The following is a 12,233-nucleotide window of genomic DNA, read 5'->3' as shown; positions in this document are numbered from 1 at the left end:
CCACCGACTACCCGCATTTTTTTATATCCCTTTCCCACTGGCACATTCCCCGAAACGCCAGCCGTGCCGTGGCATGGCTGACTGTATTTCGTGAAAAGAGCCGTTGGAAACCCGCACAAGCGTATTGCAAGCAAGCTCACAACACCCTTGCCTTTCCCGCCCGCATGGAGTGTTCCCTAAAAGACGAAAAAGAACAGGCACTTTTCCCCTGTTTCCCTAAATGTAAATCTTCCTCTTACGCAGTCCCCCAGCCGGGACAGTCGTTTTAATCATTTCAATAGGCAAAGGTAGTTACGTGTTCTTCACGATTTTGCAAGGTCGAGCCGTTCCGGTTTGGCGAAAAAATCTTCCCTGCCTTGCGAGGTATTTTTTGCCCAAAAACCTGCAAACTCTAAACACTACCCTTTTAAGCCTATGTGAAACGAAAACGACCGACCCGACCGGAAGACGCATAAAAAAAAGTCGGATTTACGGGAAACAGGAAAAAAGTTCAGTGAAACTTCAACTCCCTCACCTCTCGAATCCGCATAAAATCAAAAACTTAAAAATTACAGCAATATGGAAGCAAAGGTATTATCGGAAGCAAAAGTTTATGTAGGCACTTACGGCAAGTACAACAACGGTTCTTTGTTTGGGGCATGGCTCGACCTGTCGGACTATTCGGACAAGGAAGAATTTTACGAAGCCTGCCGGGAACTGCACGAGGACGAGGAAGATGCGGAATATATGTTTCAGGACTGGGAGAACGTGCCGGAGGGCTTAATCAGCGAAAGCTGGATTTCTGAAAACTTCTTCGCCTTGCGTGATGCGGTGGAAGATTTGGGCGACACCGAACAGGAAGCCTTTTTCGTGTGGTGCAACTACAAAAAACGTGATTTGGAGGGGGAAAATGCGGACTTCCTTGTACGGGATTTCCGGGACGAGTATCAAGGTCAATATGACGATGAAGAAGATTTCGCCTATGAAATAGTGGAGAAATGTTACGACCTGCCGGACTTCGCCAAAACCTATTTCGATTACAAGCAGTTCGCCCGTGACCTCTTTATGTGCGATTACTGGTTTGATGACGGTTTTGTGTTCCGAGCGGCATAACAACTAATCCGGGCGGGGTAACAAAGCCCTGCCGCTAAAAATACAAAGCGATGAAACGGAAAAGCATTTATAAAATCCTTTGGCGGGTGTTGCTGTTCTGCCTTGCATGGCGGTTCGCCAGCGTAGCCGGAGCAGGTACGGCGATAACGGTATATATCGTTTTTTGTGCCGCCCGTTTCCTGTTCCGGGTCTGCCTGTCAGCCCTTTATATGCTGGGTGTGGCTCTGCTTTTCCTGTTGTTGCTTTCCTTACTGATATTATAACCATAAAAAATAGAACATCATGCAGTCACTTAACAAAAACGGGGTAAGCATTACCCAAACACCGGGAGAGGAAAAGTTTGTCAAATGCCGTTTGAGCGCATTTAAGGGACAGACATTTTACCAGTACGATTACCGTCATACCGATATGGAACTTTTCTGTACGGTAGCCAAAACGCTGGACGAGTGCCGCCGCAGGCGTGACGAATGGCTGGCGAAGAAAGAACGGAGTAACAACAAGTAAATTTTAGGGATATGAAAACGACAGAAGTAAACAGGGAACTAATCGGCAGGCGTTGCGAGTGCATTTTTACGGGCTTAATGGTAACGGGCGTTATCGAGGACACGGAGGAAAACGAACACACTACGGGGGTAAAAGTCCGCTTCGACCGTCCGCACCAATGGGGCGATGATTTGTATAATGACGTGTGGGCATGGGGGCGCAAAATTGACGAGTTCGGCACGTTGCACCACCTGCAACTGCTGGAGGACAAGCCGGACTTTCAGACAATGGTAGTAGTTTTCAGCGAGCCAATCCGCCAAATAGACCGCAGCGTTTTTGAAGATGCGGCGGCTTGGGGTGTTGCTCCCTACGGGGTTGGGTAAACAGCTACGAGAGTGTCAGGTTTGTAGCCATAGACGACCATACGGCGGTCATAACGGGCGAATACAACTTTGAACAGGTAAAGGTATGGTTAGAGAAAAATGTACCCGTAAAGAGCCTTGAAATCAGTTGATGGAGAACGGCGGCGGTTGCCGCCGTTACTTAATGAGGTAATGCTTTGAAGTTAACAAATAATTGTTGGTCATATCCCCCAAATCTATGCCACTCATTTTTTGTGACTAATTTACACATAGCAAAAGCGCTTTCACCTATCAATTGATTTGTTATGGTTACATTTATTCGTTTTCCATTATCCAAAATTTCAATACCTTCTTTTTGTTGCCAAATTAGGTTATAAGAGTCTTCGCTAAAAGAAGGGTCTAAGGTAAGATTTAAACTAAACTTATCTCCTAAATAAAAAACTTTCTTTTGTTTTGTTGCAGGGTCTATAATTGTCAAACTTTCACCTGCTCGTCCATCCTTTATGATATACTCATTACCTAAAGAATCATTTACTTTAATTATTGTGGGTATATTAAAATCTTTGTCTTTTCCTGCCATTCTATAATACTCTTTAATACAATCAATAAAATCATTACTATAACAAACACATCGTTCTGCTTCCCTTATAGAAAAAGGATTTGTATGAGAAAGTTTATTTCTAATGGGAATAAGACGTTCTAAAAAAGTTCTAAGTTCATTATTTCCCTCCGGGTACATATCATGTAAATATGGAGAAAAATAATCTCTATAAAAATCGGGTTTACATAGTATGTAGATAATATCTTCAACAAATAAAGTATCTAGTGGAGTAGGAAATCTTAATGGTTCATCAGCCATCATTTTATCCGCTTTTTCTACAATGGCTTTTTTCATTCTATAATTTCCATCTGCCCCTTTTTCATGAAAATAATTATCCCCAATTTTTTCTGATAAAACATTGTGAATAAAAATTCTAGCCCATTTTTCAAAGTTCTCAATATGATTTCTACATATTGTTCTTAATTCTTCGTCTGAATATCTATAGTACATCATTCCTTCTAATTTATTTGTGACAACAAAAATACTCATAAAATAAACACCCGACAATATTTTGCTGGGTGTTTATTAACATATTCATCTAAAAAAGATTTATTCTTCCTCGCTACTGTCATTATTAAATGAGAACGAAAATTGTTGCATCTGTCCAAAGCTGTCAATCACATAAATGTCAATCGTCTGCTGGTCGGTCGATGCCGAAATGTAGTAGAGCCGGAACGTATCTTTCTCCAGCAGGTAAAGGTCATTGGGCAGGAACACCGTGCCGTTATCCATTTCCAGCTTCCCTTTGCCGTCAGGCTGAAAATACCTGATTTGATAGGTAGTCGGCTGGTAATAGCCGCCACGCACCAGTTGGCAGCGTATTTCTGCGGTTTCCCCGACTTTCAGCCTTTTGGGTATGGGCAGCGTTTCGATGCTGAACGGGTACGCCTGCTGAATATCCAAGTTGTCATTACAGGCGGTGACAAGCACAAGGGCGGCCACGATGTAGCAGCCCATGATGATTTTATACATTACATTCTTCATATACATTATTATATAGCGGTCAGTTGATAATGAATTTCAGTCCCAAAGATACCTGCGTGTGGAGCTTGCCTATGTCCGAGCCGAACAACGCCCGTTCCCTTGCGTTCAGCAGCAGAGCCACCCGGTCGGTCAGGTAGGCTTCCAGTTCCAGCGTGAGCGCACCGCCGTAAATGAAGCAGTCCTTATCCAGCAGCGTGGAGCCGTCCGGCAGCAGCTTTTCACTGCGGTTGCTTGTTTCATACCCGGCGAGTGCCGATAGTCCCAGCGACAGGAAAAAGGTCTTTCGCCTGTCCGAAAGGAATTTCAGGTAATATCCGCCCTCTGCGGTGAACTGTTCTACGGGTATCTGCATATCCTTGTAGTCATATTTCTTGTGCAGGTATTCGCCGCCAATCACCCAGCGGTTGGCGTTCTTGGTGTAAACGCTGTATGCCGCCCCGATGTGGTAGGCGAAATCACTGCCAGCGTTCCAATGCACCCCGTCCGCCATGCCCGCCGTGACCTGCAAGCCTTTCATGCCCGGCAGGTATCTTTGTGCGTGTGCCTGGTTGAAATGCAGGCACAGCACAAAGAGTATTCCGATAAATAGAAACCGTTTCATCCCTATTTGATTTTGAGTTCGTTAATCACTTCTGCGTTCACGATGTCGGCGTTCTCCACCCGGATAACCTGATGCCGCCCGCCGTTCTTCTCGTAGAGTTCCACGACCAGCAGCTTGTCGTCAGGAATGGTGAACTTCGGCAGGGCGTACACCGTGCACACGGTACTTTTTCCTGCAATCTCTACCACCTCGTTGTAGCTGCGTACCGCATCCAGTACCGTTTCCTGAATAGCCGTGCGTTTGGGTACTTTCTTATCGACTATCTTAAACTTGATGAAGTCGGTATCGAAAGGCACGTTGGAACTGTTCTTCGTCTGCGTATGCACGTAGAGCATCCCGTTATAGGTGTAAATGCCTTTGATTAAGAACTGTATGCCGAAACGCTTGCTACCCAAGTGGCGCACTTTCCGGTCATTGTTCTTGTAGATGCTCTGCATTATCAGTTTCACCAGCAGCGGGCTTTCATTGCCCAGTTCCCGGAAATGGATGTTCATGCGGGTATGCGAGAAATCGGACGTATCTTCATTTTCCAAGAAGTCTTTCATTTCGATGTTGAGCATTTCCGGTTCACGGGCGTACTTGGCGTTGAACGAAAAGAAACTGCCGTCCTCGCAGATAACGGAAAAGTTCGTTTCGCCCGGAAAGCCCTCTGTCGTGGCTTTCACCCGGATTACGTTCTCCGCACCGTCCGCCTTGCCCGCTATGATGTGGTTGCTTCCCAAATCCACGTAGCGGACGGCGGCGGGGAAGATGATATGCACCGTCTTGGCAAAGGTCACTTCCACGCCGTAGGGCGTAACCATTTGGCGGTACGGGAGTTTCCGGGTAATCCCCCGGTACAAGTCGTTGCCTGCCGCATACTTCACGGTGTCAGCGGTTTGTGCGTTTGCCGCACACACGCCCAGCAAGAGGGCGAACATTACAAAAATCTGTTTCATCGTTAATTGAAATTTTAGTGGTTGATAAAATGGTTATTGTTGTTTGGCGTAAAGCATGACTTTATAGCCTGCTTTTAGTTTTACTTTTATAGTCCTGAACTTTTTCGCAAGATAGCCGGACGTTCCTTGCAGCAAGCCCCTTGTCACGTCCATAGCCACCTGCTGCCCGGCACTCCGTGCAAAGGAAATGCTTGTTCCCAGCCCGCTGCCGATATTCGCCATAGCTTCGTTGAACGCTTCCTGCTCCATAGAGGACGGGACGGAAAGCCCCTTTTGCCCGTCCGTGTCGAACACGGCGAGTTCCACCGGGATGATATTGCCAGCGTACTCAATCGAGGACACCAGTATGTCGAGCCTTTCACCCTGCACCTTTGCCGTCCCCGCCACAAGGGTGTTCTTCGGCACGACTATGTTCCCGGCTTGCATGGGTTCGAGCAGCCGTAGTTTCACCGCCTGCCCGTCCACCAGCGTTTGGTCTTGGTGGATGCAGGCGGCTATCGTGTTCTTTCCCATAGCGTAGCCCGTGCCTACCGCCGTGTTGAAGCCGTAGTTTCGTGGCTGGCTGTAAGCCCGGATGAAGTCGGCATCGCTCGTGGGCTGCTGCAATCCTGATACGGTCGTTTCCCGGATTGCCTGCACGGGCTGGGCTTGTGGCATTTGGGTGACAGTCCCGGCAACAGGCACTTGTGCCGTTTGCCCGTTCTGTTCGCCGTCATTCATGTATTTTGCCGCCAGTTCGTAGGATTTTTCCAAGAGTGCCATTTGGTCGTCAGCCGTAGGCGTGGCGTTCTGCTGTTGTTGCAGTCGGTCTGTCAGTTCCGCCACCTGCCGCTTCAAGTCCTCTTTTTCCTCGTCCACCGTCGGGGTTTCGTAGAACGTGCTTAACTGGCGGTTGATGTCCCGGTAAGCCGCCCGTGAAGAAGCACCGCCGCCCCTTTGGGGCTTCGCATCTTCTTCCGGCATCAGGTCGATTTCCGCTTGCGGTTCTTCCGCTTTATCGTCCCCCGTGAAACCGAAGTCCTGCAAGGATTGTATCTTGTCCTGCTGTTTGCGGTTCAGCATCGCTTGTTCGTATGCCTTTTGCTTGTCGGCTATAATCCCGTCCTCTGCGGGCAGGGGGATGTCGGCGTTGAAGCCGCCCACGCTTTCCATATTCACGTCCTCTTTGCCGGAGGGGGCGAATATCAGGTACATGCACCCGGCAAAGGCAAGGAACATCAGCGGGAAGACTATCATTTTCCTGCGCTGCTGTACCTGTTGGGGTGTCAGTTCCTTTTTAGGCTTATTTTCTTTTGGGGGCTTCCCATTTGTTGGTGAAGTAGATATGCTACTTTCATTCTTCTGTACTTCGTCCATTGTTCAGTCTGTTTAATAAGTTGATACTGTCGCTATCGTGTAGCGGGTATTGTTTGATGTGTTCTATTTGCAGCCGCCTGCCGTCCCGTTTCCCGATATTGTAGATTGATGAAACGGTGATGTAGATAGACAAGCCGCCGAAAAAGAAGAACATCACGAGGATAACCGCCAGCCTTTTACCCGGCGTAATCCGTCCGCACATTCGGCGCAGTCGGTCGTCCGCCCAGTCCTGCACCTTTTCGATGTAGTTTCGTTTTCTCTCCATAAGGCTATCTCTTAATGGTTTGTAAATCCTTGTTCTCGGTAATGGTGAACGCTTCGATAATGAAGCCGTGCGGGTTGTTGTCGCTCCGTGTGGCGTTGAGCAATCGGCACGAGGTCACAAGACTTCGCACCGTCAGGCTGCTTTCCCTGACAATCAACTGGCGGGCATACGTGTTCACCTTGTATGGGTACTGGTCGAAGTCGCACTTCACGCTGTCAATCTCCACCGTCTGCGTGACGTTTCCGGAAATCACCCGGTTATAATACCCCTTTTCCGCCAAGTCCTTGTAATAGTTGAAAGCGGTCTTGTCGGCGAGGAACAGCGAGCGTTTGATGTTGCTTTCGATAGCCCCCTTGTCGGGTGATAAGGTGAAGAAAAGTTCGTGGAAACGCCGCACGTGCGATTTGGCTTCCACGGGTCTGTTCTGTGCCATGTCCTGCGAGAGTGCCAGCATCAGGCTTTTACCGTTGTCGAGGACGTATATCTTCTGCCGCTGCTTTTCGGCGAAGCTGTACGAGTTCCACACGGCAAAGCCCGTCACCAATGTGCACAGGCAGATGAATACCAGCGCAAAGAGCCGGATTTGCCGGAAACTCGTTTCGATGTTCGTTAATGACTTAAATTCCATATACTAAATTTTGATGTTGGTTATTTGAGTAGTTTCCCGGTTACTTTTCCGCTTGCCGCACCGACCGCAGCCCCGGCGATTGACCCTGCCCGTGCCACGTTGCGGTTATAGGCGGATGTACCGCCAGCCGACACTATCCAGCTTGCCACCGTTGGAATGGTGAAGTAGCCCACGATGCCGATAATCATAAAGATTACATACACGGTGCTGCTCCCGTCAGGAATGAAATTCGGGTCTGAAAGTTCCTGAATGTCCTTTTGGAGCATCAGCGTTTGTATGCGTGCCAGCACGCTGCTGAACAAATCGGACACGGGCAACCACAGGTAAATGGAGATATAGCGTGAAATCCACTGGGTCAGCGTGCTTTGGAAACCGTCATAGACGGAAATCGCAAACGCCAGCGGACCCAGTATGCTCAACACGATTAAAAAGAACGTGCGCAGCGTGTCGATAATCAGCCTCGCCGCCTGAAAGAGCATTTCCAGCAGTTCCCTGAACCAGTCCCGGACGGACTTCTTTATATTATAAGCCGCCCTGTCCATGTACATCCCGGTCATAGTCACCATGTCGGAGGGCGACCAGCCCAGTTCTTCCAGTTGTCGGTCAAATTCCTCGTCCGATGCGAGGTAAGCCGTTTCGGGGCTTCGCATCAGGGCTTCATATTCCAGTCGGTCTTTCTGCGCCCGGTACTCGTTCATGTCGAAAGTCTGCGTTTCCATAAGCTGGTTGCACCCTTTCACCACTGGCGACAATACCGTGTTGATAGTCCCCAACACGAAAGTTGGAAAAAACATGATGCACAGCCCCAGCGCAAAAGGGCGCAGGAGTGGGTACACGTCTATGGGTTCGGCACGTGCGAGCGACTGCCACACTTTGGCGGCTACATAGAACAGCGCACCCAGCCCGGCTATCCCTTTGGCTACCCCCGTCATGTTGCTGCACAAGGGCATCATTTCATCGTACAACACCCGCAACACTTGGTGCAGGTTGTCAAAATCCACTGCTGCTAATAACATAGGCATACCGATTTATATGTTACCAGTAGCGTTCATCCGCCGAGCCGTAGAGAGCCAGCACCCGGTCGGTGTCGTTTTTCTTCTTTGCCCGCAGGTAGGACACGGATATGTTCTTGCGGGTGTAGTAGTTCACGAGGTTGCGGTAGTTAAGCAAACTTCGATAAGCGTTGTCGATGATTGCCAGCCGTTCGGCATCCGTCAGCGACATACCCGTGATGTTCACTACATTTTTCAAGTCCTGCAACACGTCCGAGCTTTCCGACATCAGTTTGGCATAGCCGAACGATATTGCGGAAAGTTCGTCAGGCGTGAAATTCGGGTCTGCCAGCATGTTTTGGAAGTTGCGCACGTAGATTTCAGATATTTCCGCCACCAGTTCAATGGACTTCTTCACCTTGACACCGCCCTTAACCACGTCATGCACCGCTTTGAGCGCATCGTAATATTTTTTACCCTGCTGGAAAATCTTCTGCGCTTCCATGAAGCCGTCCAGCGTGTTCTTGGCAGTGGTGGAAGTCTGCACTATCTGCTTGGTGGTGTTGATGATACCCTGTGCCAAGTTGCCGGGGTCTGACACCACCCACTGTGCGGATGCCTTGCCGATGAAGCAAAGGCATACCGCCATAAGGAGAATTGTTTTCTTCATATTCCTGATTTTTAAGTTGTTGATGATTGGGGATTTCTCTTGCTTTCCGCAAGCCGCTTGATAGCCAGTTCAAGGTTGCCGCCCAGCTTCTCGGCGAGGGCGAACACTTCCATTTTCTCGCTTTCCTCTGTCGTGAACGTGTAATATTCTTCCAACGAAACTTCCGTGGCATATACCGCCGACTGCGTGCCGCCCAGCGAGAAGAAAACTTCCTTGTACTTCCGTCCGGGGTGGTTCGCCATGTTGATAGACAATATTTGCGAACGCTCCTTGTCGGTCAGTCCGAGCAGGTTTTGTATGCTGTCGAACTTGTTGAGATATTTTCGCTGGTCTAACAGGATTTTGCAATCGGAGTTGTTGATGATACTCTCTTTCACTATGGGCGAGGAAATAATATCTTCCACTTCCTGTGTTACCACAATCGCTTCCCCGAAATACTTCCTGACGGTTTTGTACAAATATTTTATGTAGTCCGCCATATTCGCCGATGCAATCGCTTTCCACGCTTCTTCAATTAGTATTAACTTCCTTATTCCCTTTAACTTGCGCATCTTGTTTATAAAGGCTTCCATGATGATGATAGTCGTTATCGGGAATAAAATCTTGTGGTCTTTGATATTATCCAATTCAAAGACAATGAAGCGTTTATGCAGCAAATCCAGTTCCTTGTCGGAGTTCAGCAGGTAGTCGTATTCACCGCCACGATAGTACGGTTCAAGCACGTTCAGGAAATTGTCAATGTCAAAATCCTTTTCCCTGACGTTCTTCTGTTCAAGCTGTCGGCGGTAATCATCCCGGACAAACTCGTAGAACGTGTTGAAACAGGGCGTTACCGAACGGTCTTTGCCTATCAGCTCGATATAGGCACTTACCGCATTGGACAACGCCACTTCTTCCGACCGCTTGGGGGCTTCATCATCCCGCTTCCATAAAGTAAGGATAAGCGTCTTGATACTCTCTTTCTTCTCGATGTCAAATACCCCGTCTTCGACATAGAACGGGTTGAATGCTATCGGGTTCTCGTTGGTGTAGGTGAAATAAATCCCGTCCTCGCCATGCGTGCGGTTGTGGATAAGCTGGGACAGCCCCAAGTAACTGTTACCCGTATCTACTAATAGCACGTGCGCACCCTGCTCGTAATACTGGCGCACCATGTGGTTGGTGAAGAAAGACTTCCCGCTACCACTCGGCCCAAGTATGAACTTGTTGCGGTTGGTGGTGATGCCTTTCTTCATGGGCAGGTCTGAAATGTCGATGTGCAGCGGGCGACCGCTTACCCTGTCCACCATTTTGATGCCGAACGGGGAAAGCGAACTCTTGTAGTTCGTTTCTTCCACGAACAGGCAGAGAGCCTGCCCCAAGAACGTGTAGAAACTTTCCTCTGCGGGGAAGTCCGCCTCGTTGCCGGGTATGCCCGCCCAAAAGAGCGTGGGCGTATCGACCGTGTTGTGGCGTGGCTTGCACTCCATTAGTGCAAGCTGGCTTCCCACATCGTTGCGTATGCGTTTAAGTTCTTCCCGGTCATCGCTCCATGCCATGACGTTGCAGTGGCAGCGCACCGAGATAAGCCCTTTGCTATGCGCTTCGTTCAGGTACTCGTCTATCCATTCCTTGTTCACTTGGTTGGCACGGGAGTAGCGGGAGAGCGATTGCATATTCCGGGCGGTCTGCTCGAAGTTCTTCAGGTTTTCGGCGTGGTCGTCTATGAAGATGAACTGGTTATAGACGTGGTTACACGACAACAGTACGCCCACCGGGGCGGCAAAACTCAACCTGCAATCGCTTCTATCAGTGGACAACTTTTCAAAGCGTGTGTCCGTCCCGACCTTTCCGGGCAAATCTTCCACGTCCGAAAGCGTGTGCAGGCACAGAATATCGTCCCCGACACGCATTTCTTCCGGGTACAGCCCGATGTCTTTCAGGCAGGTGGTATCTGTTTGAGAGAGCGAGAAGTATTTCTCGATGATGCCCGCCTTTCCGTCCTGCCCGGTGATTTCCGATGCCGCCAGCCGGGTAAGGGTGACAAAACCGCTGTCGTTCATAATCCTTTCAAACTGCCCGACCGCTTCGATGAACTTTGCCGCCGCTTCCTTGTCGGCTATCTCCTGCGGGACAATCCTGCCCCGGCAGAGGGTGGAGAAGTCGCTCTGTCGGCGGCTTCTCTCCCTTGTCGTTTTCGTCAGGAACAGGTAGCAGTAATGGTTCAGGAACGGGCGTTCATTGAAGTGCCGTTCAAAACTCCGGGACAGGAAACTAAGCTCGTCCCTTTCCGTGTCGGGCTGGTAGTTCTCCTTGATGAAGAAGTCCTGCTTGTGTACTATGGAGTAGTCGGGCAGCACCTTGATTGCCTTGTACCATGCCGAATGTATGGCTTCGTACTCGGCACTGGTGACGGTGAACAGTTCGGGCAGTTCCACCCTGAAAGCCACCGTTATGTCCGCATCCTTTGAAATGATGCAGCCGTTCTCCACCGCCAAAAGTGGAAATTTCCTTTCCAGCGTGGTAGCCTTTAATGTATTCCTCATGTTCTTTCTTCCTTTCTTCTTTTGCAGTTGAACAGCCGGGGTATCGCCTTTCGGCTGATAATGAAGCGTGGGTGTCTTTTGCGTGCGGCTGCTTTCATCAGCCCGTGCGTGCCGTACCGTGCGTTGAGCCGGAACGTCTGCCACACGAGCAGCAGCGAAGCCGACACGATGAAACCGATACATAGCCACTGGTTCACGCCTGCCATGAACAGGACGATGAACACCACGAAGACGGCGAGCAAGCCGCCGCAAAAGATAAAGAGGTACTGGCTTTTCAGCCCCTTGAACTCCACCGGCTTCCCGATACCCCTGTTTACCGGATATTCAGACATAGCCGCCGTTTTAGAGGAAGAACGACCGCAGGATAGTGGCGGCGACAATCAGGAAGATGCACGCCCCGAACCAACTGGCGGCGGTCTTTGAGGTGTCGGGGTCGCCGCTCGAAAATTTGTTATATACTTTTACCCCGCCAATCAAGCCGCAGACCGCCCCGATTGCGTACACCAGTTTTGTTCCGGGGTCGAAATACCCGGTGATTAGGTTCGTGGCTTCGGTGATGCCCGCCTGCCCGTTGCCCTGTGCGTAGGCACTTACCGCAGCGGCAAGGATAGCCGCCGACAAAAAGATTTTCTTTCTCATTGTGATTTGTTTTTTAATGCCGGGCGGCGGGTGGGAAGTCCGCCTTGTAGCTAACACTTGAAAAGGGACCCGGAACAACATTTAAAAAGTGCCCCAC

The 12,233-nt window shown here is 49.5% G+C and carries 16 protein-coding genes and 1 pseudogene; 5 read left to right on the top strand and 12 right to left on the bottom strand.

The genetic code is table 11. From position 1 onward, the window contains the following. From DWZ67_RS20235 to DWZ67_RS00065, 5 genes and pseudogenes are all read left to right on the top strand, one after another. A partial coding sequence (locus tag DWZ67_RS20235; RefSeq protein ID WP_243635126.1) for a hypothetical protein occupies window positions 1-269 on the top strand: 269 nt, incomplete at its 5' end. A gap of 289 nt (window positions 270-558) precedes the next feature. Continuing rightward, a complete protein-coding gene (locus tag DWZ67_RS00080) occupies window positions 559-1,092 on the top strand; it encodes an antirestriction protein ArdA (RefSeq protein ID WP_120137923.1) in 534 nt (177 codons plus the stop codon). A gap of 50 nt (window positions 1,093-1,142) precedes the next feature. Continuing rightward, window positions 1,143-1,355 carry a hypothetical protein gene (locus DWZ67_RS00075; RefSeq protein ID WP_120137922.1) on the top strand — a complete coding sequence of 71 codons (213 nt, stop codon included), beginning with the start codon at window positions 1,143-1,145 and terminating at the stop codon, window positions 1,353-1,355. A gap of 19 nt (window positions 1,356-1,374) precedes the next feature. Beyond that, window positions 1,375-1,596, top strand: coding sequence for a DUF3873 domain-containing protein (locus DWZ67_RS00070; protein ID WP_120137921.1), 222 nt, complete (start codon window positions 1,375-1,377; stop codon window positions 1,594-1,596). 11 nt (window positions 1,597-1,607) lie between these two features. Next, window positions 1,608-2,089, top strand: a pseudogene (locus DWZ67_RS00065) (DUF6956 domain-containing protein). 29 nt (window positions 2,090-2,118) lie between these two features. On the opposite strand, the gene DWZ67_RS00060 reads toward DWZ67_RS00065, so the two are convergent. The 12 genes from DWZ67_RS00060 to DWZ67_RS00005 are packed head-to-tail and all read right to left on the bottom strand — an operon-like array spanning window position 2,119 to window position 12,136. Continuing rightward, the gene (locus DWZ67_RS00060) at window positions 2,119-3,027 is read right to left on the bottom strand and encodes a hypothetical protein (protein WP_120137920.1); all 909 of its coding nucleotides are present in this window, start codon (window positions 3,025-3,027) and stop codon (window positions 2,119-2,121) included. Window positions 3,028-3,087: 60 nt separating this feature from the next. Beyond that, on the bottom strand, window positions 3,088-3,528 hold the full coding sequence (locus DWZ67_RS00055; RefSeq protein WP_120137919.1) for a DUF3872 domain-containing protein: 441 nt from the start codon (window positions 3,526-3,528) through the stop codon (window positions 3,088-3,090). 13 nt (window positions 3,529-3,541) lie between these two features. Continuing rightward, window positions 3,542-4,123, bottom strand: coding sequence for a conjugal transfer protein TraO (locus tag DWZ67_RS00050; protein ID WP_120137918.1), 582 nt, complete (start codon window positions 4,121-4,123; stop codon window positions 3,542-3,544). Between the two features lie 2 nt (window positions 4,124-4,125). Next, window positions 4,126-5,061: a conjugative transposon protein TraN gene (gene traN, locus DWZ67_RS00045; protein WP_120137917.1), complete on the bottom strand. Its 936-nt coding sequence runs from the start codon at window positions 5,059-5,061 to the stop codon at window positions 4,126-4,128. 33 nt (window positions 5,062-5,094) lie between these two features. Then, the gene (gene traM, locus DWZ67_RS00040; RefSeq protein ID WP_120137916.1) at window positions 5,095-6,417 is read right to left on the bottom strand and encodes a conjugative transposon protein TraM; all 1,323 of its coding nucleotides are present in this window, start codon (window positions 6,415-6,417) and stop codon (window positions 5,095-5,097) included. Then, window positions 6,395-6,682, bottom strand: coding sequence for a TraL conjugative transposon family protein (locus tag DWZ67_RS00035; protein WP_120137915.1), 288 nt, complete (start codon window positions 6,680-6,682; stop codon window positions 6,395-6,397). The genes traM and DWZ67_RS00035 overlap by 23 nt, the downstream gene beginning before the upstream one ends. A gap of 4 nt (window positions 6,683-6,686) precedes the next feature. After that, window positions 6,687-7,310, bottom strand: coding sequence for a conjugative transposon protein TraK (gene traK / locus DWZ67_RS00030; RefSeq protein ID WP_120137914.1), 624 nt, complete (start codon window positions 7,308-7,310; stop codon window positions 6,687-6,689). Between the two features lie 20 nt (window positions 7,311-7,330). Then, complete coding sequence (traJ, locus tag DWZ67_RS00025) at window positions 7,331-8,326, bottom strand: conjugative transposon protein TraJ (protein WP_120137913.1); 996 nt, start codon at window positions 8,324-8,326, stop codon at window positions 7,331-7,333. A 19-nt stretch (window positions 8,327-8,345) separates the two neighbouring features. Next, window positions 8,346-8,972, bottom strand: a complete 627-nt coding sequence (locus DWZ67_RS00020; RefSeq protein ID WP_007653045.1) for a DUF4141 domain-containing protein — start codon at window positions 8,970-8,972, stop codon at window positions 8,346-8,348. 11 nt (window positions 8,973-8,983) lie between these two features. Continuing rightward, window positions 8,984-11,497, bottom strand: a complete 2,514-nt coding sequence (locus DWZ67_RS00015; RefSeq protein ID WP_120137912.1) for a TraG family conjugative transposon ATPase — start codon at window positions 11,495-11,497, stop codon at window positions 8,984-8,986. Next, window positions 11,494-11,829, bottom strand: a complete 336-nt coding sequence (locus tag DWZ67_RS00010; RefSeq protein WP_120137911.1) for a DUF4133 domain-containing protein — start codon at window positions 11,827-11,829, stop codon at window positions 11,494-11,496. The genes DWZ67_RS00015 and DWZ67_RS00010 overlap by 4 nt, the downstream gene beginning before the upstream one ends. Window positions 11,830-11,839: 10 nt before the next feature. Further along, entirely contained in the window at window positions 11,840-12,136 is a 297-nt protein-coding gene (locus DWZ67_RS00005; RefSeq protein ID WP_004309970.1) for a DUF4134 domain-containing protein, read from the bottom strand. Window positions 12,137-12,233 lie beyond the last annotated feature (97 nt).

It is taken from the genome of Bacteroides sp. AF34-31BH, assembly GCF_003602795.1.
Taxonomy (GTDB): Bacteria; Bacteroidota; Bacteroidia; order Bacteroidales; family Bacteroidaceae; genus Bacteroides; species Bacteroides uniformis.
Note: the sequence above shows the minus strand (reverse complement) of the source record. Positions and strands in the feature narration are given on the sequence as shown.

Excerpts from the sequence above, each read along its gene's own strand:
- DWZ67_RS00020 (WP_007653045.1), bottom strand. The coding sequence starts at position 8,972 with ATGAAGAAAACAATTCTCCTTATGGCGGTATGCCTTTGCTTCATCGGC.
- DWZ67_RS00035 (WP_120137915.1), bottom strand. The coding sequence starts at position 6,682 with ATGGAGAGAAAACGAAACTACATCGAAAAGGTGCAGGACTGGGCGGAC.
- traN (WP_120137917.1), bottom strand. The coding sequence starts at position 5,061 with ATGAAACAGATTTTTGTAATGTTCGCCCTCTTGCTGGGCGTGTGTGCG.
- DWZ67_RS00010 (WP_120137911.1), bottom strand. The coding sequence starts at position 11,829 with ATGTCTGAATATCCGGTAAACAGGGGTATCGGGAAGCCGGTGGAGTTC.
- DWZ67_RS00005 (WP_004309970.1), bottom strand. The coding sequence starts at position 12,136 with ATGAGAAAGAAAATCTTTTTGTCGGCGGCTATCCTTGCCGCTGCGGTA.
- traK (WP_120137914.1), bottom strand. The coding sequence starts at position 7,310 with ATGGAATTTAAGTCATTAACGAACATCGAAACGAGTTTCCGGCAAATC.
- traJ (WP_120137913.1), bottom strand. The coding sequence starts at position 8,326 with ATGTTATTAGCAGCAGTGGATTTTGACAACCTGCACCAAGTGTTGCGG.
- DWZ67_RS00075 (WP_120137922.1), top strand. The coding sequence starts at position 1,143 with ATGAAACGGAAAAGCATTTATAAAATCCTTTGGCGGGTGTTGCTGTTC.
- DWZ67_RS00015 (WP_120137912.1), bottom strand. The coding sequence starts at position 11,497 with ATGAGGAATACATTAAAGGCTACCACGCTGGAAAGGAAATTTCCACTT.
- DWZ67_RS00060 (WP_120137920.1), bottom strand. The coding sequence starts at position 3,027 with ATGAGTATTTTTGTTGTCACAAATAAATTAGAAGGAATGATGTACTAT.
- DWZ67_RS00055 (WP_120137919.1), bottom strand. The coding sequence starts at position 3,528 with ATGTATATGAAGAATGTAATGTATAAAATCATCATGGGCTGCTACATC.
- DWZ67_RS00050 (WP_120137918.1), bottom strand. The coding sequence starts at position 4,123 with ATGAAACGGTTTCTATTTATCGGAATACTCTTTGTGCTGTGCCTGCAT.
- DWZ67_RS00070 (WP_120137921.1), top strand. The coding sequence starts at position 1,375 with ATGCAGTCACTTAACAAAAACGGGGTAAGCATTACCCAAACACCGGGA.
- DWZ67_RS00080 (WP_120137923.1), top strand. The coding sequence starts at position 559 with ATGGAAGCAAAGGTATTATCGGAAGCAAAAGTTTATGTAGGCACTTAC.
- traM (WP_120137916.1), bottom strand. The coding sequence starts at position 6,417 with ATGGACGAAGTACAGAAGAATGAAAGTAGCATATCTACTTCACCAACA.